This window comes from Pseudomonas helvetica (assembly GCF_039908645.1).
Lineage (GTDB): Bacteria > Pseudomonadota > Gammaproteobacteria > Pseudomonadales > Pseudomonadaceae > Aquipseudomonas > Aquipseudomonas helvetica.
This window is the reverse complement of sequence record NZ_CP150917.1, coordinates 1139960-1165826: the sequence shown is the minus strand read 5'-3', so window position 1 is coordinate 1165826 and position 25867 is coordinate 1139960. Positions and strand designations below refer to the sequence as shown.

Below are 25867 nucleotides of genomic sequence, written 5' to 3'. Positions count from 1 at the left end.
GTTCACCAGCCGGGGGCCGCCGTGTGCCCAGGTCTTATTCGGGAAATTGACTTGAATTGCATCAGGGCTTTCACTCTTGATCCTCAGGCCAGATGATTCGGCGCCTTGGTTGGCACTTGCGGTTGGATTGCCCAAAGTTCACTTGGTTCTGTACGAAAAAACCTTTCAGGAACAGCACGTCTGTCCCCGCATAAATCCTCTCTAACCCACCTGCACCGGCAACACCACCCGCGCCTCCAACCCTCCCCCCGTGCGGTTCCTCACGGTCAGCGTGCCGCCGTGTTCCAGAACAATCGCCCGTGCCGCCGACAACCCCAGCCCCACGCCCCCCGTGCTTTTATTCCGCGACCCTTCCAGCCGAAAGAATGGCGCAAACACCTGTTCATAACTGTCAGCCGGGATCCCCGGCCCACGGTCGAGTACCCGAACGATCACCTGTTCGTCTTCCTGGCACAGTTCAATCGCCGGTTCACTGGCGTACTTGATTGCATTGTCCAGCAAATTGGTGATCACCCGTTTCAGCCCCAGCGGGCGGCCGAAGTAGACCAATCGGGGTGGGCCGCTGAAGGTGATGTCGATGGACTGGTCGCGGTAGTCGTCGATCAGGGTTTGCAGCAGTTCGGCCAGGTCGAACTGGGTTGCCTGTTCCAGGCGAGCGTCGTCGCGGAAGAACTCCAGGGCGGAGTTGATCATGGCCTGCATTTCGTCGACGTCGCGAAACAGCCGTTGTTGCTGTTCGGAGTCTTCGATGAATTCGCCACGCAGGCGCATGCGGGTCAGCGGGGTGCGCAGGTCGTGAGAGATGGCGGCGAGCATCTGCGTGCGGTCCTTGATGAAGTGCTGCAACTGAGCCTGCATGGCATTGAACGCGAGGATTGCCTGACGGATTTCATGCGGGCCGACCGGGTCGATGGGCGGTGCACGAAAGTCGACGCCAAAACGTCGTGCACCTTGGGCAAAGTGCTGCAAGGGTTTGGCCAGTCGGCGAGTGGCGATCAGCGCGACAATACCGGTCGACAGCAACACCAGCAGAATCACGATCAGGGTTCGTGGCCCTTCCGCCAGCCCCCAACTGCGGGACGGTACGCTGAACATCAGCCAGGATTCATCCGCCAGTTGCACCAGCAAAGCGTAGTGACCGTTCTTCTGTGGCCAGTCGCCGGGTTGATAGGCTTCGACTCGGCGGGTCGGCGTGTTGAACAGTCGCTGGGCCTCCGGTGAGGCCGTGCGGTAAGCCGCTTCGGGAGTGTCCGGCAAGTCGAGGCCTTGACGGGTGGCATGCCAGCTGACGCTGAAGGAGTTTTCGCTGGCGGCCTCGGCCAGGCGTTCGCGCTGCGACGCTTGCGAGGCTTCCATCATCCGGGTAATGGATGCGGTCTTTTCCAGGAGGCCGGTTTCGGCCAACGGAGGATAAGCCCAGACGCCGGCCAACTGAATGAACAGCGCGTTGAACGCCAGCGACGTGAGCATCGCGATGAGGGTGGTCAGGGCGATCCAGCGGGCCACGGTGTCACGCGGTCGCAGACGCAAAGCGGCCATGAGTTTTTTCACTGGCGGGTCACACTGGGGGTGAACAGATACCCGCCGTTGCGCACGGTACGAATCATTTCCGGGCGCTTGGTGTCGTACTCCAGTTTGCGCCGCAAGCGGCTGACCTGAACGTCGATGCTGCGATCAAATGCCTCATGGGTGCGGCCTCGCGCCAGGTCCAGTAACTGTTCCCGGGTGAGAATGCGCTGCGGATGCTCGACAAACACCAGCAACAAGTCGAACTCCCCGGCCGACAGCGGAATCATCACCTGATCCGGTGAACGCAGTTCCCGACGAGTGAGGTCCAGTTGCCAGTCGGCGAACTTGATCAGCGGGCGCGGCGCTTCCCCGGTCAGCGGGCGGCTTTCGCCTGCACGACGCAGCACGGCGCGCACGCGGGCCAGCAGCTCCCGGGCGTCGAACGGTTTGCTCAGGTAATCATCGGCGCCCATCTCCAGCCCGACCACCCGATCACTCAACTCACCCATGGCGGTCAGCATGATCACCGGCGTCGGGTATTGCTGGCGCAAGCGTTGGCACAGCGTCAGCCCGTTCTCGCCCGGCAGCATCAGGTCGAGAATGATCAGGTCCGGCGCCTGGCGCTCAATCGCCGCCCACATTGAGGCGCCATCGGTGGCCACCTCCACCGCATAGCCTTGTTGTACAAAAAATTTCTTCAGCAGCGCGAGGACCTCAAGGTCGTCGTCCACGATCAAAAGACTGCTCACCAGCGGCATCACTTAAGGTCTGAAAGAACCCACATCTAAAACCATTCGGCGCGCTCCGTCATATATTTCAATCGGGTAACAAAGCGACAGCCAGGTAAAAAAGCAGACATCTTTGCGCAAGGCCGGAATGTCAGCATCTGTCACCTTTTCCCGAAGACTGTTTGCGCACGCGTACACCGCTGCCAGGAAGCCCAGACCGATGATCTCTGAAAACCAGCCGCTGATCCTGCAACAACGCGTGGTGAAACACGCCAACGCCAACCTGCACTGCCGCGAAGTCAGCCTCCAACTGTCGAGTGACCAGCGCGAGTTGATCCTCACCCGCTACACCGAACACTACAGCCCCGACGGCCTGCAATGGGTCGAACGCAGCCACCGCGTGCCGGTGACCGACCTGCTGCGCTGGGTGATTGAACATGGTGAGGCGCAAACGTTGGTGCAGGGTGGGGACGCTTCGGAAGTCTTGCCGATTGATCGTTCTCAGGCTCCCGCGTGGGAGCGATCAATTACACGTTGATCTTCGACCTGCCCGATGATCTGGAAGACAGGCACCGCAACCTATAGCCTATAGCTATCGCCATTTGAAAAGGACTCTTCACATGCACACTGACTGGAAGCAAATCCGCGAGATGATGAACACTGTCATCGACAGCTGCGAGCAGATCGAGAACGCCGGTTTTCGAGAGGAGCACCGCACGGCCACGGTGGAGGTCAACGGCCATCCGTACTCTGTTCATGAATTTCTGATCAGTGCCTGGACGTTGCCGGAGAACCTTCGCTACCGGATCATTCAGGAACGCCACGACAAAGGTGTCAGCCTGCCCTATGTGCCTGAGTCGGCGCGGATGTTGCTGGCCATGGCCCAAGCGTGCAGCGAACTGATCGGGGCTCGGGATGCGGCGCCAGCGCAACAGGCGATCAATGGAATGAACCACTGGTTTACCAACTATGCGGTACCGAATATCAAGAAGGCGATTGAGCAGGCCGAATCCGATTGAGGCGCTATCCTGAACGCACATTGATCGGGCTGGACGCTCACTAAGGAGAGGTATGTTTTCAAGGAACAGAATGGTCCCCGAACTGATGGTCGGCGACATCAGGAACAGTCTGGATTTCTGGACCGGATTGGTTGGCTTCAGGGTCGCCTACGACCGCCCCGAAGAGGGATTTGCCTACCTCGATTTCGACGGGGTGCAGGTCATGCTGGAGCAGTACGACCCGCTCGAAGGGCAATGGGTGACCGCTCCACTGGAACCGCCATTTGGGCGCGGCATCAACTTTCAAATGACGGTCGACAGTGTCGAGCCGATTCTCCAGCGGTTGGCCGCTGCCGAGTGGCCAATGTTTCGCCCGCTTGCCGAGAAGTGGTATCGATCCGGTACGGTGGAGGTCGGCCAGCATGAGCTGTTGGTGCAGGACCCGGACGGTTATCTGCTACGGTTGGTTGAGTATCTGGGGGAGCGTCCGCTCTCGAATGTCGCAGCCACATAATCGCTTCAATCATGAATGCACGGGCAACGACCCCAGCCGATAGCGGTCCACCATTACCCAGCCTCCACAACACGCCAAAGGCCGCCAACCGCCCATGTTCGAGCACATAGACCTCAATCACCTCCTCGCGACCTACGGCTATTGGGCGGTTTTTATTGGCTGTGTCATGGAAGGCGAAACCATCCTGATATTGGGCGGCATGGCGGCGCATCAGCATTTGCTGAAGCTTTGGCCGGTGATCGCCTGGGCCAGCGCCGGTGGGATGTTGGGGGATCAATTGCTGTTCTGGAGCGGCCGTTATTTCGGCACGCGACTGTTGCCTCGCCTCAAACGCCAGCAAACGCAGATCAAGCGCGTCAGCGGATTGATCGCACGCTACCCGTCGATGTCGGTTTTTTCGGTGCGCTTTCTGTACGGCATGCGGTTGGTGGGCCCCATGGTGATCGGTGCCAGTGGCCTGTCGCCGTTGCGTTTTTCACTGTGGAACATGCTCGGTGCAATGGTCTGGGCCACACTGTTTGTCAGCGGCGGTTATTGGGCGGGCGAAGCGCTTCAGCAATTGTTTGGTGATCTCAGACCTTACCGGTTGCCGATTGCCTTGGGTGTTGTGCTGGTCGTTGTGGTTGTGGCGGTAATCGTGCACCTGAGAAACAAGCGTAAGTTGCAGCAGTAAATCTGAGCACGTTTTACTCGGATCGAACCTACCTTTTTCAAGGAAACGTCTTGAAGACAACGGAGCATACCGAGCGCCTAATCGAGGCTGGTTACTAAACTCCGAGCGTTTCGACCCATCATGACCACCTCAACCAACGCCAACGAAACAACCTATCTTCTTGCTTCACGAGCCAACTCTGAACGTCTCATAGCCTCAATCTGCAACTTGCGCGCAGTGAAGGACGTAAAAGACGAGTGCCGGCAGGTGGTATTTCAAAAACACTCTGAAATACCGCCTGCCGTAAACAAAGATGGAGTTGGTTAATCCCCTCTCACCACCCGCCCTACCCCCCGCACAATCATCTCCACCTCGCGCTCATCAATGGTCAGCGGTGGCAGCAAGCGGATGGTCTTGCCCCGTGTCACGTTGATCAGCAACCCGTGGTCCCGCGCGGCGATCAGGGTCAGGTCGCGAATGGGCCGGGCCAGTTCGATGCCGATCATCAAGCCTTGGCCACGGATCGCCAGCACCTGCGGGCTGCCATCGAGCTCGGCGTGCAAGCGTGCAAGCAGGCGTTCGCCCTGACGCTTGGCGTTTTCCAGCAAACCTTGTTCTTCGATGATTTCCAGCACGGTGCAGCCCACCCGACACGCCAGCGGGTTTCCGCCAAAGGTGCTGCCGTGGCTGCCCGGAGTGAAGAGTTCGGCGGCTTTGCCGCGAGCCAGGCAAGCGCCGATCGGGACGCCGTTGCCCAGGCCTTTGGCCAAGGTCATGACGTCCGGGACGATACCTTCGTGTTGAAAGGCGAACCATTGCCCGGTACGGCCGATACCGGTCTGGATCTCGTCGAGCATCAGCAGCCAGTTGCGCCGATTGCACAATTCGCGCAGGGCTTTCAGGTAGCCGGGCAGCGCGAGTTGCACACCGCTCTCGCCCTGAATCGGCTCCATCAAAACCGCCACGATGCGCTGGCCATGAGTCTGGTGCGCCTTATCCAGTGCGGCGAGATCGCCGAACGGCACTTTGATGAAATCCCCCGGTAGCTCCTGAAACCCCAAACGCACCGCAGGACCATCGCTGGCAGACAAGGTGCCCAGCGTGCGGCCATGAAAGGCGTTCTCCATGACCACAACCAACGGCTGCTCGACACCTTTGTGCCAACCGTACAGCCGGGCCAGTTTCAGCGCGGTTTCATTGGCCTCGGCGCCGGAGTTGTTGAAAAACACCCGGTCGAGCCCCGACAACTGCGTCAGCTTGTGCGCCAACCGTTGCTGCCAGTCGATGCTGTACAGGTTGGACGTGTGCAGCAACAGGCCGGCCTGTTCGCTGATGGCGCTGACCACCTTCGGGTGCGAGTGGCCGACATTGGTCACGGCCACGCCCGCCACCGCATCCAGGTATTCACGACCAGCCTGATCCCACAGGCGTGTGCCCAACCCTCTGGTAAAGCTCAAGGCCAGGGGTTGATACGTGGTCATCAGGCAGGCGGCGGTCATGACATCAAGCTCCATCATTGGTCAGTGTTTTTGCAGTATCGTTAGCCACCTGAGCTGGATAAACGCCGAAACACTTCAATCATTTTAAAGCTGGGCTTGATAATGGACTTACTGCTGGCGATGTCGGTTTACGTGAAGGTGGTCGAGGCTGGCAGCATGACCGCCGCCGCTCTGGAGTGCGAAATGTCGACCACCATGGTCGGCAATCACCTGCGAGCGCTGGAGCAACGTCTCGGCGTCAGTTTGCTGCACCGTACGACACGGCGTCAGCGCTTGACCGAATTTGGCTCGACCTACTATCAACGCTGCCTTGAGGTATTGGGGCTGGTGGCCGACTCCGAGCGGCTGGCCGAACAAACCCAGGGCGAACCCAGCGGAACGTTGCGCATTACCGCCCCGCTGACCTTTGGCACGGAACGCCTGGCGCCGGCCTTGAGTGAATTCGTGCAGCGCTGCCCACAGGTCAAGCTGGATGTGGTGTTGACCAATCAACGTCTTGATCTGCTGGACAACGGTTTTGACGTGGCGATTCGCCTGGGTAATACCGAACCGCCCAACCTGATCGCCCGGCCACTGGAGGACTACACGCTGACCATGTGTGCCTCGCCGGCGTATCTGGCACGCCGTGGCACACCGCAAAAACCGGAGGAGCTGGCCGATCACGACTGCCTGGCCTTTGCCTACCCGGCGGGCGATGAATGGCGCTCGGTGGAAAAACAGTGGCGCCTGAGCGGCCCTGACGGGGAGATCGTCGTGGCGGTGAGCGGCCCGATGCTGATCAATAGTTCATCGGGCCTGCACCAGGCGGCGCGCACTGGGATGGGTGTGGTGATGCTGCCGGATGCACTGGTGGATCAAGACCTTCAGGAAGGGAAACTGGTGGCCCTGATGCAGGACTATCAACTGCCCCGTCGCCCGATGAATCTGATCTACGCGCAGGACCGATACCGTTTGCCGAAGCTGCGCAGTTTTGTCGAGTTTGCGTTGCAGACATGGGGTAAACAGAACTGATCGCGCACGCCATTATTACTACGTAAGAGGCTTCTATCCCTTGATTTCCGGCGCTACAGTGTCAACGCGCCATGAGTTAGTCTGTACGACTGGCCGGCCACTTGAAGATCAGGGCAGCAGGGAGAGCGGTGATGGTTGAGTTGTCCAGTATCGAGCCGTTGAAGGTCAGCCTGACTGATTTGAATGAAGACATGCTGCACGCGATTCTGGAACTGGTCAGCGACGGGATCTGGGACTGGAACGCCAACACCGGGTTTGTCTACCGCAATCGCGGTTGGTACGACATGCTCGGCTACGCGCCTCATGCACTTGAGAACAACGTGCTGGCCTGGGAGAACGCGATCCATCCCGACGATTACCAGCAGGTGATGCTGCAATTCGATGCTCACCTGCATCAGCGCTCGCCCCGCTATCAAACCGAGTACCGTTGCCGCAGGCGGGATGGCCGCTATATCTGGATCGAAGATCGCGGTCATGTGATCGCACGTAACAGCGATGGCTCAGTGGCGCGAATGATCGGGGCGAGCCGCTGCATTGAAGACAAGAAGCGTCTGCTCGAGCAACTCGAACGGCGCAATCACTCCCTCGAAGCGATGGTCGAGGAACGGACCCGCGAGTTGTCTCTGCTCAATCAGCAGTTACAGGCGCAGCTGGACGAGAACCGTAAACTGGCAGAAAGCGACACCCTGACCGGGATCGCCAACCGCTATCTCCTGGAAAAAGCCTTGCCACTGGAATGCGAGCGTTCCCAGCGTTTTCGTCAGCCGCTGTCGCTGATCGCCATGGACATCGATGACTTCAAAAATATCAACGACCATTACGGCCATGCCTTGGGCGACGCGGCGTTGGTGCACGTGGTCGAAAGCGTCAAACGCTGCGTGCGCGAGGGTGACTTGCTGGCCCGTTGGGGCGGCGACGAGTTCATCGTGATCCTGCCCAACAGCACCGCGGCCACCGCACGCGCCCTCGCTGAAAATATCCGCCTTGAGCTGTCGAGCCTGCCACCGGTGGGCGACTTCCAGGTCACGATGAGCTTCGGCGTGGCGCAACGCTTTGAAGACGAACAACAAACCGGCCTGCTGGCTCGGGCGGATCAGGCGTTGTATCGCTCGAAGATCATCGGCAAGAACATGATTTCCGGTTGATCCAGCACTACATACCGGTCTTCACCAACACCGGTTTCTCCTGATACCGCTCCGGGTACAGCTGTTTGAGTTGTGCCACTTTCGGCAGGTCGTTGATCACGATGTAGGGATACGTCGGATGCTCCGTCAGGAAGTTCTGATGGTAGGCCTCTGCCGGGTAGAAGCCGTTGTAGGTTTCGAGTTTGGTCACGATCGGTTTGTTGAAGGCATGTGCGGCATCGAGCTGTGCGATGTAGGCTTGGGCGACTTTTTGTTGCTCGGCACTTTCGACAAAGATCGCCGAGCGATATTGGGTTCCGGTGTCCGGGCCCTGGCGATTGAGCTCGGTGGGGTTGTGAGCGACCGAGAAGTAGATTTGTAGCAAGGTGCCGTAGCTCACCTGAGCAGGATCGAAAGTGACCTGAACGGATTCCGCATGGCCGGTATCCCCCTCGCTGACACGCTCGTATTGCGCGGTGTTCGCAGCACCTCCGGCGTAACCGGAGAGCGCATTCTTGACGCCTTTGACATGCTGGAACACGCCTTGAACGCCCCAGAAGCAACCACCGGCGAACACCGCCGTCTCGCTGTTGGTCTTGGGCGTTTCATCCACGGCTGGCGGCGCAATGGCAACCGCGTCCTCGGCAGCGCCGAATGAAAAAGCCATGCATTGACCTGCAACTGCAGCGACGGTCAGCCCGAGCAGGGTCTGGCGCCAGGTAAATCGGGTTTTCATGATGACGACTCCTGCATAAACAACTCTGAGTAATGTGGCGAGCACAACACCCGTGGCGAGGGAGCTTGCTCCCGCTCGGCGGCGAAGCCGTCGTAATTAAGTTAATGCGGTGTATCTGATGCATCCCGGTCAATGGTTTTGGGATCGCTACGCGCTCCAGCGGGAGCAAGCTCCCTCGCCACAGTAATCAGTGCACGCTCTGGGCAACTGAATGTTCATCAACCAAAGGTAAACGCATACGCCGACACGCCCGGGTCAAGGAACTCGATGCTGAAGGTCCGATCTGCCACGTCGCCGGGTTGGCGCACCAATTGGTAGAGGCGTTGTTCGGTCACACTGCCGCTGCCATCCGGAGCGACGTCGGTGCCGTGGGCATCGCCCGGGGCCTTGCCGTCGATCATGACTTTGAAGCGCACCGGTTTGCCGTCGGCACCGGGGCCCAGCACCAGGTGCAGGTCGCGGGCGTGGAAGCGGTAAACGATGCGGCTGGCCGGGGCCGCCGAGGTGGCGCGCTCCGAACCGACGTTCCAGTGACCGTCCAGCGTCCAGTCATTCAGCGCCAACGTCGCGGGTGCGCTGTAGGCGGCAACCTTGTCGGGCGCGAGGCTCGCCTCAGGTACGAAATGTTCCAAACGCTGGTAGCCGACGTAGGTTTCCGGCGAACGCACTTCGTTCATGTCCGGTGCCTGTTGCACGCCTTGGGCGCTGGCGTCGATCAGGCCATCGGCGACTTTCGCCGCACCGGCTTCACGCAACAGCTGCTGGATCACCCGTTCCGATTCGGCGTAGTTGCCCTCGCCAAAATGGTGGTAACGAATGCGTCCCTGAGCGTCGGCAAAATAGTGCGCCGGCCAGTATTCGTTGTTGAAAGCCCGCCAGATCCGGTAGTCGTTATCGATGGCCACCGGGTAATTGATACCCAGATTCTTCATGGCCTTGGTCACATTGCCCACATCCCGTTCGAAGGCAAACTCCGGCGCGTGCACACCGATCACCACCAGGCCCTGATCGCGATATTTCTCGGCCCAGGCTTTGACGTACGGCAAGGTGCGCAGACAGTTAATGCAGGAGTAGGTCCAGAAATCCACCAACACCACTTTCCCCTTCAACGCTTGAGCGCTGAGCGGCGGCGAGTTGAGCCACTGCACCGCACCGTCCAACGACGGCAGGTTACCTTCGACGGGCAGCGGCGCGGGAGCGTTGGCGGCCACTTTCATCGCACCACCGGCGGCCATCATGGCTGAGCCTGGTTGATCGTCGGCGGACGGCGGAATCTGCGCCATCATCGCCCCGCTGTTGGCCGGTGATTTACCTGCCAGTCGACCGACCAGCGCCTGTTCAAGCCCACCAGTGGACGCGGTCGACACCCGCGCCAGAATCCCGGTGTCCAGGCCCAGGGCGATGGCGGCCACACCCGCCAGCATCGCCGCACCAAGACCACGGCGCAGCCATTCGCCGGCACCGATCGAACGCTTCATCGCCGCGAAGACTTTACCGCCCAGCAGCAAGGCGACCGCGAGGGAAGTGGCGGCGCCCAACGCGTAGGCCAGCAACAGCAAGGTGGTGCCGATGCTTGCCCCTTGCAGCGCCGCGCCGGTCAGCACCAGCCCGAGAATCGGCCCGGCGCACGGTGCCCAAAGCAGGCCCGTGGCGACGCCGATCAGCAACGAAGCAGCGGGACGCGGCCGGGCATCGGCGCCCGCCGCTTCCGACAGTCGACTGCCGGCGGCCACCAGTGGACGCGTCAGCCGTTCGGCGAGTTGTGGCAGCAACAGCGTCAGCCCGAACAGTGCTACGAACAGCAACGCGAGCCAGCGACCGTACTGATTGAGTTGCACCACCCAACCGCCGCCCACCGCCGCCAACGAGGCGACGAGCGCGAAGGTCAGCGCCATCCCCGCCAACAGCGGCAAGCCACTCTTGATAAACGGCTGCCCGGTGCGAGCGAAGACAAACGGCAGTACCGGCAGAATGCACGGGCTGAGAATCGTCAGCACACCACCGAGATAAGCGAGGACCAGAAGCCACATAACAAGGACCTGTATGAAGTGAAGGAAAGAACCTGCCCATGGTGTCAGGCCGTTTGCGGCTTGAAGGTCATCGCCAGACCGTTCATGCAGTAGCGTAGACCGGTCGGTTTTGGCCCGTCGTTGAACACATGGCCCAAATGCCCCCCGCAGCGTCGACAGTGAACTTCTTCGCGCAGCACGCCGAACGAGCGGTCTTCGCGGGTCGCGACGGCATGCTCCAGGGGCGCCCAGAAACTCGGCCAACCGGTATGGCTGTCGAATTTGGTTTTCGATGAAAACAGCGCCAGATCGCACCCGGCGCAAGCGAAGATACCGTCGCGGTGTTCATTGTTCAGTGCGCTGGAATAGGCCCGTTCGGTGCCCTCTTCGCGCAGGATTTCGTACTGCTCGGCGCTGAGCAGCTTGTGCCACTCGGCATCGCTATGGGTGACCTCAAAGGTCTCGGCAGCGCTCGCCTCGCTGATCAGCAGCGAGCCTCCGGTCATTTTTGGCAATACACCGGCAACCAGCGCCGCAAGGCCCAGCCCGCCGCCCGTTAGAAGAATCTGTCGCCGTGAAAACATGGCCCTCTCCCTAAATCCGCCGTGGATGACATGGAACACAGCCTAGGCTTGAGGTGATCGCCAAATCCTCACGTGGAGTTAAACAATTCGTGATAACTCGCCGAGGGAAAACCCCGCACAATACGTGCACTGCGCAACAGGATTAAGTCCCAATGGATCAACCCAAACGCGTCCTGGTGGTCGAGGACGACAAACACATCGCCGACCTGATCTGCCTGCACCTGCGCGACGAACACTTCGAGGTCGTGCACAGCGCCGATGGCAACGAAGGCTTGCGCCTGCTCGAGCAAGGCAGTTGGGATGCGCTGATCCTCGACCTGATGCTGCCGGGCGTCGACGGCCTGGAAATCTGCCGCCGCGCCCGCGCCATGGCCCGTTACACCCCGATCATCATCACCAGCGCCCGGTCGAGCGAAATGCACCGCATTCTTGGCCTGGAGCTGGGCGCCGACGATTACCTGGCCAAACCGTTTTCGATGCTTGAGCTGGTGGCGCGGGTCAAGGCCCTGCTGCGACGGGTCGACGCCATGGCCCGCAACCTGAAAATGGACGCTGGCAGCTTGACCTGCGACGGGCTGTTCATCGACCCGATCACCCGCGACGTGTCACTCGACGGCAAGCGCCTGGACCTCACCCCACGCGAGTTCGACCTGCTGTACTTTTTCGCCCGGCAGCCGGGCAAGGTCTTCTCGCGCATGGACCTGCTGAACGCCGTCTGGGGTTACAGCCACGAAGGCTACGAGCACACCGTCAACACTCACATCAATCGTCTGCGCTCCAAGATCGAAACCGACCCGGCGCAACCGGTGCGGATTCTCACGGTGTGGGGCCGTGGCTATAAATTCGCCCCGGCGCAGGAGCAGCCATGAGACTGACACTCACCCAGCGCCTGTCGGCGGTGTTCGCCCTGCTGCTGTTGGTGTGCAGCGGCACGTCGGTGTGGATGCAAGTGCGCTCCAACCACATGCATGAGCTGGAAGTGGTGCAAGGCTTGTCCCGGGATCTGGCGCAGCACATCGCCCACGACACCCAGTTGATGGACGCCAATGGCCTGAAACCCGATGCACTGCGCGAGTTGTTCAGCCAGTTGATGCTGGTGAACCCGAGCGTCGAGGTGTACCTGCTCGACAGCAGCGGCCGGGTGGTCGGCAATGCGGCGCCCGAAGGCCACCTGCGTCGCGAGCAGGTCGATCTGGCGCCCGTGCGGCGCCTGCTCAACGGTGAAGCCCTGCCGATTCTCGGCGACGACCCGCGCAGCATCGACGGATGCAAGGTGTTCAGCGCCGCACCGCTCAAGGTCAACGGTCAGCAGGTCGGCTATCTCTACGTGGTGCTGCTCAGCGAAGAACATGACCGCTACGCCGAACGCGGCGCCACCAGCGCCGCGCTGAACACCGCACTGTGGTCGATCGGGATGGTCGCATTGCTGTGCCTGATCGCCGGTCTCACGGCGTTTACCCTGATCACCCGGCCGCTACGCCGCTTGACCGACACGGTCGCGCATTTCGACATTGACGGCGTACCGGTCGCCCCGCCCTCGCCGGCGCCCTCAGGTCCAGCGGAGAACCTCGCCACTCAGGACGAAATCGCCGTGCTCGATGCCGCCTTCCGGCAGATGCAAAAACGCCTGGGCGAACAATGGCGTTCCCTGACCCGCCAGGATCAGGAGCGCCGCGAGCTGGTCGCCAATATCTCCCACGACCTGCGCACACCGCTGGCATCGCTGCATGGCTACCTCGAAACCCTGTCGTTGAAAGACGCCAGCCTGACCCCGGCCGAGCGCCGCCGCTATCTGGGCATCGCCCTCGACCAGAGCCGCAAGGTCGGCGGCCTGGCGCAGTCATTGCTGGAACTGGTGCGCCTGGAACACGGCTTCGTCCAACCGGTGCTGGAGCGTTTTTCCCTGACCGATCTGGTGCAGGACATCTTTCAAAAATTCGAGCTGACCGCCGAAGCCCGACACGTGCAGCTCAAGGCAAGCTTCGCACCGAATGTCTCGGCGGTCTGCGCCGACCTTGGGTTGATCGAGCGCGTGCTGACCAACCTGTTCGACAACGCCTTGCGCCACACGCCCGATGGTGGGGAAATCGACATCAGCCTTGCCCCGCAAGGCAAGTTCGTCGAGATCACCGTCAGCGACAGCGGCCCGGGCATCGCCACAGAACTGCGCGAGGGCTTGTTCCTGCGGCCCTTCAACATTGGTGGCGCACGCCGCGACGGTGGTTTGGGATTACGCATCGTGCACCGGATTCTGCAGCTGCATGGCCGCGAGATTCACTTGCTCGATGTGCCAGGACAAGGCGCGACCTTCCGTTTTTCGCTGCCGGTGGATGAGGAAACGGCGAGCACGTTGGCGGTTCGTTCGATGAATCTGAATTCGCCCCAGCGATAATCCACTAGCCTCCCTGACATTGACTCAAGCAAGGACGCTGACCATGTTTTACCAAACCACCCCGCCTCAACCCCGCGCAGGTATCCGCTGATGCTCGATATCCTGCAAGGCACACCGCTGTGGGTCTACGGGGTTTTCCTGTTGATCTGTTATTACGGGCTCAGGGCCAGGACGCCCAGCCGCGAAAGCAAACGGTCCCTGTTCATCACACCGGGCATCCTGACGCTCTGGTCATTCTTTTCACTGAACTACCACGAACAACCCGAGTTGGCGCTGGGCAGCTGGCTCGCCGGTATCGCTCTGGGCAGTCTGGCGGCGATTGCGTTGTTCTCGCGCCATGGCCTGACGCTGGACAGCGACGGTAAAGACCTGATCGTTCCCGGCACCTGGAAAATTCTCTACATCTCTCTGCTGTTCTTTGCGGTGAAGTACTTCATCGGCTATCAATCCGCCGTTCACCCGGAGCACTCGGCCAGTGTGCAGATGCTGGCACTCACCGGTATCGCCTCGGGGTTTACGCTCGGGCTCTTTTGCGGTCGGGCAATCACGCTGTACCGCGAGTTGATGACGCTGCGGGCACTCAAAAGCGCTCCCGCTGGTTAAAAAACAACCCACGCTTTATCGCCAAGGCCATGGTTGAAGTGCTGGTCGCCGAAATGAACTGAATACCCAATGCCCGCCGGACTGCCAGCCCCGCCTTCGAATCGAACGCGGGGCTTTTTTTGCGCAACGATTGGCCGCTGTTGCGGTCACATCGGTCGCTGTGTTGCCCTGATCGTCCGTTGGTCCGTGACAACATCGCAGCGGTCCAATAGATTAAGCGACCCGAAAACGCCGATGCCGTTCTCGTCTCAAATTCTGTTTAAAGAAGTAGTGAATTTTCAATGCCAGATTCCAACACCGCTGAATCCGTAATCACCTTGTCGTCCAAAGCGGAATACGAAAACTCCATCAATCTTTCACAACACGTGCCGCAGGCCAAAACCATCAGCGAGATGGTCCTGGACGCCTTCCACACCTCGAAAGAAAGCGACCAGATTCGCGAGCTTCGCGCGGCCATCCGCCAGGCTCACGACCGCTTCGACGACGACAAAGCCTACGAACTGATGGGCGAACTCAAACAACTCAAGGACGCCGAGGCCGCCGATATCGCAGCCCTGGAAGACCTGAGCAGCAAGTTCCCGATCAGCCGGATTCTGTCGAGCTTCAAGGATGACCCAGACTTTCAGGAGCTGGTCTACGGCCTGGCGCTGAAAGTGCTGAACCAGACCCATCAGGCCATCAGCAACCCAAGCGCCGGCAAGAGCAAAGCAGCCCGCGCCAAGAAAGAAATCGAAGTGTTCAGCATCAGCAAGGACGGTGTCAGCGTCAGCCTGCCGCTGCGCAATCCGCGCTCCAAACCGTACGTCGACCGTGAAGCCTTCGAATTCCTCGGTTTCACCTTTGTGGGTGAAGGCGACGAGGCAGAGCTTGCCAGCGAGACCTTCATCGACAATGCCGGTACCGAACAACCGGCCACCCGCAAAGCCATCGTCACCGCCCTGCAACAGCAGACGGCGTTCGACGGCTACAGCATCGCGGCACAGTAACCACGGCCTGCGCCTAACTCTCGTTATTGCCGTAACTCCCGTTATTGCCGTAGCAGCTGTCGAGCCTGCGAGGCTGCGTCAGAGGCGGACCGCGATCGGGCGCAGTCCTCGCAAATCCTGGATACGCGGTTCGCCTGAAAGAACGCATTGCCTGATTTTACGACCGCTTTGCGGCCGGACGCAGCCTCGCAGGCTCGACAGCTGCTACGGCAGTAACGGGAGCTATTACCAGCGATTGGGCCACTCGCTCCGCCTGACAAATCCTGAATCCGGTCTACATTAAAAAGCCACTACCCAAAGCGCAGGGATTCGCTTATCCTTTTGGCTGTATATAAATACAGTAGTCGCAAAAGACAACTATCGTGAAGGCATGTGAGGTGGTGAATGGCCGTCGAAGTGGTATACCGCAGCAGCCGAGATCTGGAGCGCTTGTTCATGGATAAAGCCGAAGCTGACCGTCATGACAAAATGCTCGAACTGGCCGAATTGCTGGCTGAAGTGTTGCAAAAAGCGGTTCCGTCGCTGACCGAGCAACAGGTGGAAGAAGCCGGGATCTACATGGCGAAAAACCGCGATGTGTTCGCCAAGGCGTTCAAGAGCCAGCCGGACGCCCTGTCCGAATTGCTCAACGTGCCGGTTGCAGCCGCTGCACCTGCAGAGCCAACGGAACCAGCCGAGCCAGCGGAACCTGCCAAACCCGCAAAATCGGCTAAGCCCGCGAAGTAAGCAACGCCCGAATTGAATAGGCCCTGAGTCACTGACTCAGGGCCTTTTTCATGCCCGCGTTTCAACTGTCCGGTTGTTCCAGTGCCTCGACCAACACCTTGAAGAACCGTGCCGCTTCCCCTCCCGTCACCACCCGGTGATCGAAGGTCAGCGACAGCGGCAGTATCGGGTGCACCAGCACCTTGCCGTCCATTGCCACTGGCTCGTCACGAATGGCTCCGGCGGCAAGAATTGCTACTTGCGGCGGTACGACTACCGGGTTGGCATAGCGCCCGAACATGGTGCCGAAGTTCGACAAGGTCAGGGTCGCGCCCATCATTTCCTTGGCCGGGATCGAACGCGCCTGCACGTCGGCGCGCAAGCGGGTGATGCCTTCTTTCAAATCATCTAACGAGCGATTACCCACATCGCGCAACACCGGCACGAACAAACCATCGGGGGTGTCGACGGCAATGCCCAGATTCAGGGCGTCGTGGTGCTTGATCGACAAGGACTTGCCATCAAAGCCACTGTTGAGCATCGGCTCCACGGCACAGGCAGCCGCCATGGCCTTGGCCAAACGGATCAACGGATCGCGGGCACGGCCCCAGCGATGCAGGTCGGCATCGGCGTAGATGGTCACCGGCACCACCTCCGCGTGGGACCTGGCCATGTTTTGCGCCATGCTGCGGCGCACCCCGCGCAGCTTCTCCCCGCCAAATTTGTCGCGCGCGGTTTGCGAGGCACTTTCCACGTCGCTGCGGGTGATCAGCCCATCGGGGCCGGACCCGCTCAGCCCAGTCAACTCGACGCCCAGTTGCCGGGCCAGTTGCCGCACCGCCGGGGTTGCGCGAGGACTCATGTGTTCACGGGTCGAGGGCGCGGCGCCAACGAAAAACTGATCGTCCTGATGGCTGCCACCGCCTTCAAGCCGCCCCACCACCGTGCCGGCATCCGCCTCGCCTTCATACCCCAGCAAGGGCTCGCCGACGTGCAGGATGTCACCTTCACCGCCGAAGGTTTTCGCCACCACACCGTCGTAAGGTGCGGGAATATCCACCAGGGCCTTGGCAGTTTCCACCGAAACCAACAGTTGATCGGCCTTCACCGTATCGCCGACCTTGACGTGCCATTCGACGATTTCCGCTTCTTGAAGCCCTTCGCCCAAGTCAGGCAGTTTGAAATATTTCATTGCAGCCTCCCGGGCCTCAGGCGCCTCTTTAGAAGTGGTGCAGCACGCTGTCGCAGGCGTGAAGGATGTCTTCGACGTTGGGCATGTACAGCAACTCTTGCCGATACAGCGGTGGCGGAATGTCCGGCGCGGTGACCCGCAGAATCGGCGCCTGCAAATCCAGCAACGCACGTTCATAGAGGCTGGCGGCGATTTCCGCGCCGACGCCACAGGTTCGTGGCGCTTCATGGACGATCACGCAACGGCCGGTCTTGCGCACCGAGGCCTCCAGCGTGTCGAGGTCCAGCGGCTTGATGCTCGCGACATCGATCACCTCGGCCGAAATCCCTTGTTCCGCCAGCGCATCGGCCGCCTGCAAGGTTTCCATGACGCTGGCGCCCCAGCTGATCAGGGTGATATCGCTGCCTTCACGCAAGGTGAAGCAGGTATCGAGCGGCAGGCGTTTGCCATCGTCGATCAACGGTTGCGGGTTCATTCGGTAGAGCCGCGTCGGTTCGAGAAAGATCACCGGGTCCGGGTCATCGATGGCCGCCAGCAGTAGCCCATAAGCCCGCGCCGGTGACGAAGGAATCACCACGCGTAACCCTGGGATATGCGCAAACAGCGCCTCGGTGCTTTCACTGTGATGTTCCGGCGCACGAATGCCCGCGCCCATCGGTGTGCGCAGCACCATCGGGCAAGTGATCCGCCCGCGCGTGCGATTGCGCATGCGGCTGGCGTGCGACACCAGGTGCTCCATGGCCGCGTAGATGAAGCCCATGAACTGGATTTCCAGCACCGGTTTCAAACCTTGGGCCGCCATGCCGATCACCAGCCCGCCGAGCATGGTTTCGGCCAGCGGCGTATCGATCACCCGCTTGAAGCCAAAGCTGTCGCGCAATCCTAGCGTGGCGCGAAACACACCGCCGTTCACGCCAACGTCCTCACCGAGCACAATCACGTTTTCGTCCTCGCGCATCGCTCGATGCAACGCCAGGTTGATCGCCTCCAGCAGCGTGACTTTGCCGTTACTCATGGGCGGGCCCTCCTGCTCGGCGCGCCGCGCGTTCGAGCAACCACTCGCGCTGCTCGGCCAAAGCCGCCGGCCACTGGGCATAAACGTGATCGATCACCGATTCAGCTGACTGTTGGCCAGCCGCATCGAAGTTATCCACAGCGCCCTGCACCAGCGCCTGACATTCGGCAATCAGCGCCTGTTCACGCCCTTCGTCCCACACGCCCTGCCCGGCCAGATAACGTTGCAAGCGTTTTACCGGTTCTTCAAGCCAGGCCTGTTTGACCTCTTCGGCCGGGCGATAGCGGGTCGCGTCGTCTGCGGTGGTGTGATCGCCGAGGCGGTAACTCACGCACTCCAGCAACACCGGACCTTTACCGTGACGCGCGCGCTCGAGGGCGATTTGCACCCGGTCGTAGACTGCGATTATGTCGTTGCCATCGACTTGCTCACCGTGGAAACCGGCGCCGATCGCCTTCTGTGCCAGGGTCGGCGCCGCGCATTGAATCCGCCGAGGCACCGAGATCGCCCACTGGTTGTTGTTGATCACGAACACCACCGGCAACTGCCAGGCCCCCGCGACGTTCAAGGCCTCAAGAAAGTCGCCCTTGCTGGTGGCACCATCGCCGCAGGTGGTCACCGCCACCCGGTGCTCGCCACGAATCTTGAATGCACTGGCGACTCCGCACGCGTGCAGCGCCTGGGTGGCGATCGGCACGCAGATCGGGAAGTCCTCGACCGCCGCCGGCTCGGCAAAGTCGCTGCCGCGCTCATCGCCGCCCCAGTACAGCAAAATCTCTTCCATGCGCACCCCGCGCATCAATTGCACGCCAGTGTCGCGGTAATACGGGATCAGCACGTCCTCAGGATGCATCAGGCTGCCGACGGCCACGCCGATCGCTTCCTGGCCGAGGGTCGGCGCGTAAGTGCCGATGCGCCCGGTGCGTTGCAGGGCGACGGCTTTTTGATCGAAGAGACGGGTCAGGACCATTTGCCGGTAGAGGCGGGTCAGCAGATTGAAGTCGTCGGCCCAGGCGGGAAGTTCGCTCAATGCCTGGCCGTCGGGGGATAAATAACGGGTATAGGGAAGGTCGACCTTGTTACGAGGCATGAAACGGCTCCTTGCACGCCGGGTCAGCGTGCCGTTGTCGGGCCTGATGCTTGTGGCGCCAGGCTCAGGGAGCAAGTCGACCGGGTAAGGCCCTCACTCCGTCATCGGTACAGCACTTTCTCTGCCAGCTCATCCGCCACCCGGGCCGGCGAGCGTTTTTCAGCCTGGGCATGGGCGAAGACTTCAGTCAGCCGCGAGCTGATTTTCGAGAGGTGCGCGGTGATGTTCGACAACGCCTCGCCACGGTGTTTGAGCGATACATAAATCAACCCGCCGGAATTGATCACGTAGTCCGGCGCATACAGAATGCCGCGGTTTTCCAACTGGTCGGCCACCAGCAGGTTGGTCAGCTGATTGTTGGCCGAACCGGCCACTGCGGCGCAGCGCAATTGCGCAACGCTGTGGCTGTTGAGCACGCCGCCCAGCCCACAAGGCGCGAGAATGTCGCACGGGGTGCTGAGCAGCGATTCGTTGGCAATCGGACGGGCGCCCAACTGTTCGATGGCCAGTTGTACCTTGCCGGCGTCGATGTCGCTGACCAGCAATTCAGCCCCGGCGGCATGCAGTTGCTCGGCGAGGGCAAAACCGACATTGCCCAACCCCTGGACCGCCACCCGCAGGCCTTCGAGGTTGTCACTGCCCAAGCGGGCCATGGCCGTGGCGCGAATACCGGCGAACACCCCCATGGCGGCATGCGGCGCCGGATCGCCGGCGGCGGTGGTGCTAGTGACATGCTGGGTTGTCTGGGCAATGCAATCCATGTCGGCGACCGAAGTACCGCTGTCGATGGCCGTGATGTAGCGACCGTCGAGCTGTTCGACAACGCGGCCGAAGGCCTCGAACAAGGCTGCGCGGCTTTCGACATGGGGCGGACGAACGATCACCGCCACCCCGCCACCCTGCGCCAGCCCGGCCAGCGCGGCCTTGTAACTCATGCCTTGCGCCAGGCGCGCAGCATCCACCACGGCGCTTTCATCGTCGGGATAGGCAAGGTAACGGCAGCCACCAAGGGCGGGACCCAAACGGCTGCAATGAATGGCGATCACCGCCTTCAACCCGGTCACCGGGTCAACGCTCAGGTGCAGCGATTCAAGGCGAGTGCTTTGCATGAGAGCGAACATCGTAGGGCTCCCGAATCACTTCTTGTAGTCGCCAGTATAGGCCTGCGGCTGAAAATTGCTGAAGCGCACCGGAATAAGCAGAAGCGGTTTTACAGCCTTTAAGACATAACCTGCAACCGCATGTGTAGAGCACTGGACGAATGCCTGAGACGGGGCTAAAACGAGGCATCCGCCGGAGATTTTGATGAACCCGCGCCACGCTTTTTTCGCTTGTCTGCAACGCTCGCCACCGGCGCTCTTCGAAGCGGCGCTGTGGATCGCTGCCGAACACGATCCACAGGTGAAGCCCGAGGTACTGCTGGAGCAATTCAAGGACCTGCAACAACGGGTCAGTGCCGGTTTACCCATGTTGCCGGTCAGCGAATTGGCCCAACCGTTGTTGCGGCGACTCAATGACATGGGTTATCGACAGGACGAGTCCATCCCGCTGCGCCCGCAGGCGGCGCTGCTCAACAAGGTGCTGGAACGCCGGCGCGGACAACCGCTGGCCCTCGGTTTGATCGCGCTGGAGCTGGCCCGACGGCTGGAGATCCCAATGGTCGGGGTGAATTTTCCCGGGCATTTTCTGTTGCGGGTGCCGGGTGCCGATCATTTGCTCGACCCGTGTGGCGGTCGGCGCTTGTACCCCAACGACTGCCGCGAGTTGCTGCAGCGCCAGTACGGTCCGAACATGCAGCTCAACGCCGAGCATCTGCTTACCAGCGAACCGGTCCAGATGCTCCAGCGACTGTCGCGCAATTTGCGCCAGTTGCATTTAACCAACGACGACAACATCGACGCGCTGATCGATGCCGAGCGGGTGCTGGAACTCGGCAACGCTTGCGTCAGCGACTACCTGGCCCGCGCCAGCCTCTATCAACGGCTGGAATGCCCCAACGCCGAGCGTTTCGACCTGGAGCATGCCTTGTTGCTCACCGACGACCCGATCCAGCGCATCCGCCTGACCGAACGATTGGGGCATTTGCCACCTAACGCCATCGTGCATTAACCCTTTAACCACTGCATTCCTGTGGCGAGGGAGCTTGCTCCCGCTGGGCTGCGCAGCAGCCCCAAAACCGGCGAATGAGATCCTTCAGAAACAGTGTTACTGCCTGTTTTTGGAGCGCTTCGCACTCCAGCGGGAGCAAGCTCCCTCGCCACAGGAACAATCAGTGTCCACTCAGCTATGGGGTATCGGGCTGATTCGCCGGGTGGGCCTTGATGAAGGCCGGATGCTGCGCTGCCAGCGCCGCGACCCGGCGAATCCGTGGATACGCCTCAAGGGAAATGTTGAACCGCTCGGCCGCGTACAACTGCGGGATCAGGTAGACATCCGCCAACCCCGGCGCGCTGCCGAAACAGTACCCCTCGTCGCCAATCAAGTGCTCGACCGCCGCCAGCCCCTGAGTAATCCAGTGGCCGATCCAGTGCACCACCTGCGGCTCATCGTGACCGAGTTGGCGCAGTTGATTGAGCACGCTGACGTTGTGCAGCGGATGAATGTCGCAACCGATCAACGCCGCCACCCCACGCTCATGCGCGCGCCTGGCCAGGTCTTTGGACAGCAGCGGCACCTGTGGATAACGCTCCTCCAGGTACTCGATGATCGCCGGGGACTGGATCAGCAACTCGCCTTCATCGGTACGCAAGGCTGGCACCCGGCCTTGCGGGTTGATATGCAAATACGCCGGTTGCTGGTGTTCGCCACCTTGCGGCGCGATCAGGTTGATCGGCAGCGCCTGGTACTCCAGCCCTTTGAGTGCCAGGGCAATGCGCACCCGAAAGGACGACGTCGAACGGTAGTAGGTAAAGAGTTCCATGGCCTGAACCTCTTAACGTGCCGGCAGGATTTTGCCGCGGCATTCACCGAAACCAATGGAGGCGAAACCGTCACGGCTGCAGCGTGCGCGCAGGATGATTTCGTCGCCGTCTTCAAGGAACTTGCGCACCTCGCCCGAAGCCAGCTCGATCGGCTTTTTACCGCCTTCGGTGATTTCCAGCAGGCTGCCGAACTGACCGTTTTCCGGCCCCGACAAGGTGCCCGAACCGAACAGGTCACCGGCCTGCAACTGGCACCCGTTGACGCTGTGGTGCGCAACCATTTGCGCCACGGTCCAGTACATGTATTGAGTGTTGCTCAGCGTCAGGCGATGGGCTGGCAGGTTTTGTTCGCGCATGGCTTCGGTGAGCAGCAGCACTTCCAGTTCGATATCGAAGGCACCCGCGGCCTGATCGCGTTTGTCGAACAGGTACGGCAGCGGTTGCGGATCGCCCTCTGGACGCGCCGGTTGGGCACGGCGGAACGGCTCCAATGCTTCAGCGGTGACGACCCATGGCGAGATGCTGGTAATGAAGCTTTTCGACAGGAACGGCCCCAGTGGCTGGTATTCCCAGGCCTGGATGTCGCGCGCCGACCAGTCATTCAGCAGGCAAAAACCGGCGATGTGCTCGGCGGCGTCGCCGATGGCAATCGAGTCGCCCATTTCATTGCCCTGGCCGATCCAGATGCCGAGTTCCAGTTCATAGTCCAGCCGCGCGCACGGGCCAAACGTTGGCTCGGTCTGACCGGCGGGCAGGGTCTGGCCTTTCGGGCGACGCACGTCGGTGCCGGATGGGCGAATGGTCGATGCACGGCCGTGGTAGCCAATCGGCACATACTTATAGTTCGGCAGCAGCGGGTTGTCCGGGCGGAACAGTTTGCCGACGTTTTGCGCGTGCTCGATGCCGACGTAGAAGTCGGTGTAGTCATTGATCTTGGCTGGCAGGTGCATCTGGCAATCGGCGGCCAATGGCAACAGTTTTGCGCCTTGGGCTTCGATCTTGCCGCGCAGGGTGCTGCCTTCGGTGAACAGCTCCAGCAGACGCTCACGCAGGGCCACGCGGGCGCCACGCCCGAGGTCGAAAAACGCGTTCAGCTGACCGCCACGGGTGGCTTCGACGGCTGCACGCGCAGCACCGTCGAACAGACCTGCTTCGAGCGCCGCTTCCAGGTCGAAAATATGCTCGCCAATCGCCACACCGCTGCGCGGCGCCGAACCCTTGGTGCTGAACACGCCCAGCGGCAGGTTCTGCAGCGGGAAGTCAGTGTGACCGTTGGCGGAGGCAACCCAGCTACGAGTGGGGGTGGTCTGAGTCATGGGTTATCTCCGGTTCGGATTGAATGTGACGGGCAGCGAGGCCCAGCATGCATCGTAGTTGTTTTGCAGTTGCGGGCAATCAAGGGCAAAGCGGCTTGGGCGCAACACCTGGCTGGTCTCGAACATGAAGGCCATGGTGTTGTCGATTTTGCTCGGCGCCAGTTCGGCATTGATCGCCTTGGTGCAGGTTTCACCGTCCGGCCCGTGAGCGCTCATGCAGCTGTGCAACGACGCGCCACCCGGCAGGAAACCTTCGGCCTTGGCGTCGTAGGAGCCCTGGATCAGGCCCATGAATTCGTTCATCAGGTTGCGGTGGAACCACGGTGGACGGAAGGTGTTTTCGGCCACCATCCAGCGCGGCGGGAAGATCACGAAATCGAGGTTGGCCAGACCGTGGACGCTGGTCGGCGACGTCAGCACGGTGAAGATCGACGGGTCCGGATGATCGAAGCTAACCGTGCCGAGGGTGTTGAAGCGGCGCAGGTCATATTTGTACGGCACATTATTACCGTGCCAGGCGACCACGTTCAGCGGCGAATGGTCGAGCTCGCAGCCCCACAACTCACCGAGGAATTTCTGTACCAGGGTGGTCGGTTGCTTGAGGTCTTCGTAGTGCGCGACCGGAGTCAGGAAGTCCCGTGGATTGGCCAGACCGTTACTGCCAATCGGCCCGAGGTCCGGCAGGCGCAGCGGCGCGCCGTGGTTCTCGGCCAGGTAGCCACGGGCTTGCGGGTCGAGCAATTCGATGCGGAACTTCAAACCGCGCGGCAGCACGGCAATTTCCAGCGGTTCCAGTTCCAGCACCCCGAGTTCGGTGGCGATGCGCAACCGCCCCTGCTCCGGCACCAGCAACCACTCGCCATCGGCGTTGAAGAACACCCGCTCCATCGAGCGATTGGCGCGGTAGTGATAAATACTGATCCCGGCCGGTTTCTCCGAACCCGAGTTGGCCGCCATGCACACCAGGCCGTCGATGAAATCGGTCGGTTCGCCAGGGATCTCCAACGGGTTCCAGCGCAAGCGGTTGGGCGTCACGTCGCCCAGCGGTCCGCCAGCCAATTGCCGCTCCAGTTTAACGAACGCCGGGTGATTGGCCGACGGCTGAATACGGTACATCCAGGTGCGTCGCGCTTCACTGCGCGCCATGGTGAACGCAGTACCGGAGAACAGTTCGGTGTAGAGACCGTACGGGGCTTTTTGCGGGGAGTTCTGGCCGACGGGCAGTGCGCCGGGCAACGCTTCGCTGCTGAATTCGTTGCCGAAACCTGACTGGTAAACCAGCGCTGGCGCCGTTGAATCAAGGTTCATGGAGCCTCCTGAACAGGGAGTAGGCCGTGGCCTGTGGCTCCCTTTCAGAAGTCTCGGCACGCCCAGGTTATTTTTATCGTAATTCGATTACGCATAACGTAATTTGATTGGTATTGACCGTCAAGCTATAAAGACGCCCATTCGTCCCGGGATCACACCGCCTCCATGGAAAAGCCGCGTAGCAGCACCGCCGACAGCGGTAAACAAAAAGTCCGCTCGGCCGAGGTCGGCACCGACATCCTCAAGGCCTTGGCCGAGTTGTCGCCATCGACATCGTTGTCGCGCTTGGCCGAACACGTGCAGATGCCAGCGAGCAAGGTTCATCGCTATTTACAGGCGTTGATCGCCAGCGGCTTTGCCGAGCAAAACGCCGCCACCAATCATTACGGTCTCGGCCGCGAAGCCTTGCGCGTCGGCCTGGCCGCTTTAAACAGTATGGACGTGCTGAAAGTCGCCGCCCTGCCACTCGCCGAGTTACGCGACGACCTGAACGAAACCTGCTTCCTCGCGGTATGGGGCAACCAGGGCGCAACCGTGGTGCATATCGAACCGGCGGTGCGTGCAGTGACGGTGGTGACGCAACTGGGTTCGGTCTTGCCGCTGCTCAGCTCATCCACCGGCCTGGTGTTCAGCGCTTTTTTGCCGAACCGCGAAACCGTTGAGTTACGCGAACTGGAAGTGCAGGCAATGGCGGCCCATCCGCTGGCCGATGACCAGGTCTACGCGACCTTGTGTGAACAGATCCGCGAACGCGGCCTGCATCATGTGCATGGTTTGCTGATGCCGGGAGTCGATGCGCTCTCGGCTCCAGTGTTCAATGCCGTCGGCCAGGTGGCGGCAGTGCTGACCATCGTCGGCCCGACGTCGTTGTTCCACGCCGACGAAAACGGCCCGGCGGCGCAGCGATTGCTGGCGGCGACCCGGGCCGTGAGTTGGCGGATGGGCTACGAGCCCAGCGTCGCCGGTTAAATTGTA

The 25867-nt window shown here is 60.9% G+C and carries 25 protein-coding genes and 1 pseudogene; 13 read left to right on the top strand and 13 right to left on the bottom strand.

The window, feature by feature from the left end; all coding sequences use genetic code 11:
• Nucleotides 1–201: 201 nt before the first annotated feature.
• Together AABM55_RS05220 and AABM55_RS05215 are read right to left on the bottom strand one after the other, a co-directional pair.
• On the bottom strand, nt 202–1539 hold the full coding sequence (locus AABM55_RS05220) for an ATP-binding protein (RefSeq protein ID WP_347928992.1): 1338 nt from the start codon (nt 1537–1539) through the stop codon (nt 202–204).
• Between the two features lie 8 nt (nt 1540–1547).
• Nucleotides 1548–2258 carry a response regulator gene (locus tag AABM55_RS05215; RefSeq protein WP_033865698.1) on the bottom strand — a complete coding sequence of 237 codons (711 nt, stop codon included), beginning with the start codon at nt 2256–2258 and terminating at the stop codon, nt 1548–1550.
• 199 nt (nt 2259–2457) lie between these two features.
• Between AABM55_RS05215 and AABM55_RS05210 the strand changes: the two genes are divergently transcribed.
• The 4 genes from AABM55_RS05210 (at nt 2458) to AABM55_RS05195 (ending at nt 4422) form a co-directional block, all read left to right on the top strand.
• On the top strand, nt 2458–2775 hold the full coding sequence (locus AABM55_RS05210) for a hypothetical protein (protein ID WP_347928991.1): 318 nt from the start codon (nt 2458–2460) through the stop codon (nt 2773–2775).
• An 82-nt stretch (nt 2776–2857) separates the two neighbouring features.
• Entirely contained in the window at nt 2858–3256 is a 399-nt protein-coding gene (locus AABM55_RS05205; protein WP_347928990.1) for a hypothetical protein, read from the top strand.
• Between the two features lie 52 nt (nt 3257–3308).
• On the top strand, nt 3309–3749 hold the full coding sequence (locus AABM55_RS05200) for a VOC family protein (RefSeq protein ID WP_347928989.1): 441 nt from the start codon (nt 3309–3311) through the stop codon (nt 3747–3749).
• Between the two features lie 94 nt (nt 3750–3843).
• Complete coding sequence (locus AABM55_RS05195; RefSeq protein ID WP_347928988.1) at nt 3844–4422, top strand: DedA family protein; 579 nt, start codon at nt 3844–3846, stop codon at nt 4420–4422.
• A 302-nt stretch (nt 4423–4724) separates the two neighbouring features.
• Here the strand turns inward: AABM55_RS05195 and AABM55_RS05190 are convergent, their stop codons facing one another.
• Nucleotides 4725–5900: an aspartate aminotransferase family protein gene (locus AABM55_RS05190; protein WP_054595768.1), complete on the bottom strand. Its 1176-nt coding sequence runs from the start codon at nt 5898–5900 to the stop codon at nt 4725–4727.
• A gap of 102 nt (nt 5901–6002) precedes the next feature.
• On the opposite strand from AABM55_RS05190, the gene AABM55_RS05185 reads away from it, so the two are divergent.
• Complete coding sequence (locus tag AABM55_RS05185; RefSeq protein WP_347928987.1) at nt 6003–6911, top strand: LysR family transcriptional regulator; 909 nt, start codon at nt 6003–6005, stop codon at nt 6909–6911.
• Between the two features lie 131 nt (nt 6912–7042).
• Nucleotides 7043–8056 (top strand): diguanylate cyclase, encoded by a 1014-nt coding sequence (locus AABM55_RS05180; protein WP_347928986.1) that lies wholly within the window; start codon nt 7043–7045, stop codon nt 8054–8056.
• A 7-nt stretch (nt 8057–8063) separates the two neighbouring features.
• Here the strand turns inward: AABM55_RS05180 and msrA are convergent, their stop codons facing one another.
• The 3 genes from msrA to msrB all read right to left on the bottom strand — a co-directional run bounded on the left by msrA (nt 8064) and on the right by msrB (nt 11364).
• Nucleotides 8064–8771 (bottom strand): peptide-methionine (S)-S-oxide reductase MsrA, encoded by a 708-nt coding sequence (msrA, locus tag AABM55_RS05175; RefSeq protein ID WP_054595765.1) that lies wholly within the window; start codon nt 8769–8771, stop codon nt 8064–8066.
• A 218-nt stretch (nt 8772–8989) separates the two neighbouring features.
• Nucleotides 8990–10801 carry a cytochrome c biogenesis protein DipZ gene (locus AABM55_RS05170; RefSeq protein WP_347928985.1) on the bottom strand — a complete coding sequence of 604 codons (1812 nt, stop codon included), beginning with the start codon at nt 10799–10801 and terminating at the stop codon, nt 8990–8992.
• 44 nt (nt 10802–10845) lie between these two features.
• On the bottom strand, nt 10846–11364 hold the full coding sequence (gene msrB, locus AABM55_RS05165) for a peptide-methionine (R)-S-oxide reductase MsrB (protein WP_347928984.1): 519 nt from the start codon (nt 11362–11364) through the stop codon (nt 10846–10848).
• A gap of 152 nt (nt 11365–11516) precedes the next feature.
• Between msrB and AABM55_RS05160 the strand changes: the two genes are divergently transcribed.
• The 5 genes and pseudogenes from AABM55_RS05160 to AABM55_RS05140 form a co-directional block, all read left to right on the top strand.
• Nucleotides 11517–12233 carry a response regulator transcription factor gene (locus AABM55_RS05160; RefSeq protein WP_054595762.1) on the top strand — a complete coding sequence of 239 codons (717 nt, stop codon included), beginning with the start codon at nt 11517–11519 and terminating at the stop codon, nt 12231–12233.
• A complete protein-coding gene (locus tag AABM55_RS05155; RefSeq protein ID WP_347928983.1) occupies nt 12230–13756 on the top strand; it encodes a HAMP domain-containing sensor histidine kinase in 1527 nt (508 codons plus the stop codon). Before AABM55_RS05160 ends, AABM55_RS05155 begins: the two co-directional genes overlap by 4 nt.
• Before the next feature lie 90 nt (nt 13757–13846).
• Nucleotides 13847–14359 carry a hypothetical protein gene (locus AABM55_RS05150; protein WP_347928982.1) on the top strand — a complete coding sequence of 171 codons (513 nt, stop codon included), beginning with the start codon at nt 13847–13849 and terminating at the stop codon, nt 14357–14359.
• Nucleotides 14360–14640: 281 nt separating this feature from the next.
• Nucleotides 14641–15345 (top strand): hypothetical protein, encoded by a 705-nt coding sequence (locus AABM55_RS05145; RefSeq protein ID WP_054595759.1) that lies wholly within the window; start codon nt 14641–14643, stop codon nt 15343–15345.
• Between the two features lie 384 nt (nt 15346–15729).
• Nucleotides 15730–15969, top strand: a pseudogene (locus tag AABM55_RS05140) (YebG family protein); the annotation flags it as partial.
• Between the two features lie 163 nt (nt 15970–16132).
• Here the strand turns inward: AABM55_RS05140 and AABM55_RS05135 are convergent.
• The 4 genes from AABM55_RS05135 to AABM55_RS05120 form a co-directional block, all read right to left on the bottom strand.
• On the bottom strand, nt 16133–17242 hold the full coding sequence (locus AABM55_RS05135; RefSeq protein WP_347928981.1) for a dihydrolipoamide acetyltransferase family protein: 1110 nt from the start codon (nt 17240–17242) through the stop codon (nt 16133–16135).
• A gap of 28 nt (nt 17243–17270) precedes the next feature.
• Nucleotides 17271–18257, bottom strand: a complete 987-nt coding sequence (locus tag AABM55_RS05130) for an alpha-ketoacid dehydrogenase subunit beta (RefSeq protein ID WP_054595757.1) — start codon at nt 18255–18257, stop codon at nt 17271–17273.
• Nucleotides 18250–19347, bottom strand: a complete 1098-nt coding sequence (pdhA, locus tag AABM55_RS05125; protein ID WP_347928980.1) for a pyruvate dehydrogenase (acetyl-transferring) E1 component subunit alpha — start codon at nt 19345–19347, stop codon at nt 18250–18252. The genes AABM55_RS05130 and pdhA overlap by 8 nt, the downstream gene beginning before the upstream one ends.
• Before the next feature lie 101 nt (nt 19348–19448).
• Nucleotides 19449–20468 (bottom strand): Glu/Leu/Phe/Val dehydrogenase dimerization domain-containing protein, encoded by a 1020-nt coding sequence (locus AABM55_RS05120; RefSeq protein ID WP_054595755.1) that lies wholly within the window; start codon nt 20466–20468, stop codon nt 19449–19451.
• A gap of 184 nt (nt 20469–20652) precedes the next feature.
• On the opposite strand from AABM55_RS05120, the gene AABM55_RS05115 reads away from it, so the two are divergent.
• Nucleotides 20653–21456, top strand: a complete 804-nt coding sequence (locus AABM55_RS05115; protein ID WP_054595754.1) for a SirB1 family protein — start codon at nt 20653–20655, stop codon at nt 21454–21456.
• 175 nt (nt 21457–21631) lie between these two features.
• Here the strand turns inward: AABM55_RS05115 and maiA are convergent, their stop codons facing one another.
• Genes maiA through hmgA form a run of 3 tightly spaced genes read right to left on the bottom strand, consistent with a single transcriptional unit; the run spans nt 21632 to nt 24892 of the window.
• The gene (maiA, locus tag AABM55_RS05110) at nt 21632–22267 is read right to left on the bottom strand and encodes a maleylacetoacetate isomerase (RefSeq protein WP_103318145.1); all 636 of its coding nucleotides are present in this window, start codon (nt 22265–22267) and stop codon (nt 21632–21634) included.
• Between the two features lie 12 nt (nt 22268–22279).
• Nucleotides 22280–23584, bottom strand: a complete 1305-nt coding sequence (gene fahA, locus AABM55_RS05105; RefSeq protein WP_054595752.1) for a fumarylacetoacetase — start codon at nt 23582–23584, stop codon at nt 22280–22282.
• A gap of 3 nt (nt 23585–23587) precedes the next feature.
• Complete coding sequence (hmgA, locus tag AABM55_RS05100; RefSeq protein WP_347928979.1) at nt 23588–24892, bottom strand: homogentisate 1,2-dioxygenase; 1305 nt, start codon at nt 24890–24892, stop codon at nt 23588–23590.
• Nucleotides 24893–25057: 165 nt separating this feature from the next.
• Here hmgA and AABM55_RS05095 point away from each other — a divergent pair, with 165 nt between their 5' ends.
• Entirely contained in the window at nt 25058–25861 is an 804-nt protein-coding gene (locus AABM55_RS05095; RefSeq protein ID WP_347928978.1) for an IclR family transcriptional regulator, read from the top strand.
• Nucleotides 25862–25867: the final 6 nt, after the last annotated feature.

Bases quoted from the DNA above. Each gene is read 5' to 3' on its own strand.
- AABM55_RS05220 (WP_347928992.1), bottom strand. From the start codon at position 1,539: ATGGCCGCTTTGCGTCTGCGACCGCGTGACACCGTGGCCCGCTGGATC.
- AABM55_RS05210 (WP_347928991.1), top strand. From the start codon at position 2,458: ATGATCTCTGAAAACCAGCCGCTGATCCTGCAACAACGCGTGGTGAAA.
- AABM55_RS05205 (WP_347928990.1), top strand. From the start codon at position 2,858: ATGCACACTGACTGGAAGCAAATCCGCGAGATGATGAACACTGTCATC.
- AABM55_RS05200 (WP_347928989.1), top strand. From the start codon at position 3,309: ATGTTTTCAAGGAACAGAATGGTCCCCGAACTGATGGTCGGCGACATC.
- AABM55_RS05195 (WP_347928988.1), top strand. From the start codon at position 3,844: ATGTTCGAGCACATAGACCTCAATCACCTCCTCGCGACCTACGGCTAT.
- AABM55_RS05190 (WP_054595768.1), bottom strand. From the start codon at position 5,900: ATGACCGCCGCCTGCCTGATGACCACGTATCAACCCCTGGCCTTGAGC.
- AABM55_RS05185 (WP_347928987.1), top strand. From the start codon at position 6,003: ATGGACTTACTGCTGGCGATGTCGGTTTACGTGAAGGTGGTCGAGGCT.
- AABM55_RS05180 (WP_347928986.1), top strand. From the start codon at position 7,043: ATGGTTGAGTTGTCCAGTATCGAGCCGTTGAAGGTCAGCCTGACTGAT.
- msrA (WP_054595765.1), bottom strand. From the start codon at position 8,771: ATGAAAACCCGATTTACCTGGCGCCAGACCCTGCTCGGGCTGACCGTC.
- AABM55_RS05170 (WP_347928985.1), bottom strand. From the start codon at position 10,801: ATGTGGCTTCTGGTCCTCGCTTATCTCGGTGGTGTGCTGACGATTCTC.
- msrB (WP_347928984.1), bottom strand. From the start codon at position 11,364: ATGTTTTCACGGCGACAGATTCTTCTAACGGGCGGCGGGCTGGGCCTT.
- AABM55_RS05160 (WP_054595762.1), top strand. From the start codon at position 11,517: ATGGATCAACCCAAACGCGTCCTGGTGGTCGAGGACGACAAACACATC.
- AABM55_RS05155 (WP_347928983.1), top strand. From the start codon at position 12,230: ATGAGACTGACACTCACCCAGCGCCTGTCGGCGGTGTTCGCCCTGCTG.
- AABM55_RS05150 (WP_347928982.1), top strand. From the start codon at position 13,847: ATGCTCGATATCCTGCAAGGCACACCGCTGTGGGTCTACGGGGTTTTC.
- AABM55_RS05145 (WP_054595759.1), top strand. From the start codon at position 14,641: ATGCCAGATTCCAACACCGCTGAATCCGTAATCACCTTGTCGTCCAAA.
- AABM55_RS05135 (WP_347928981.1), bottom strand. From the start codon at position 17,242: ATGAAATATTTCAAACTGCCTGACTTGGGCGAAGGGCTTCAAGAAGCG.
- AABM55_RS05130 (WP_054595757.1), bottom strand. From the start codon at position 18,257: ATGAGTAACGGCAAAGTCACGCTGCTGGAGGCGATCAACCTGGCGTTG.
- pdhA (WP_347928980.1), bottom strand. From the start codon at position 19,347: ATGCCTCGTAACAAGGTCGACCTTCCCTATACCCGTTATTTATCCCCC.
- AABM55_RS05120 (WP_054595755.1), bottom strand. From the start codon at position 20,468: ATGTTCGCTCTCATGCAAAGCACTCGCCTTGAATCGCTGCACCTGAGC.
- AABM55_RS05115 (WP_054595754.1), top strand. From the start codon at position 20,653: ATGAACCCGCGCCACGCTTTTTTCGCTTGTCTGCAACGCTCGCCACCG.
- maiA (WP_103318145.1), bottom strand. From the start codon at position 22,267: ATGGAACTCTTTACCTACTACCGTTCGACGTCGTCCTTTCGGGTGCGC.
- fahA (WP_054595752.1), bottom strand. From the start codon at position 23,584: ATGACTCAGACCACCCCCACTCGTAGCTGGGTTGCCTCCGCCAACGGT.
- hmgA (WP_347928979.1), bottom strand. From the start codon at position 24,892: ATGAACCTTGATTCAACGGCGCCAGCGCTGGTTTACCAGTCAGGTTTC.
- AABM55_RS05095 (WP_347928978.1), top strand. From the start codon at position 25,058: ATGGAAAAGCCGCGTAGCAGCACCGCCGACAGCGGTAAACAAAAAGTC.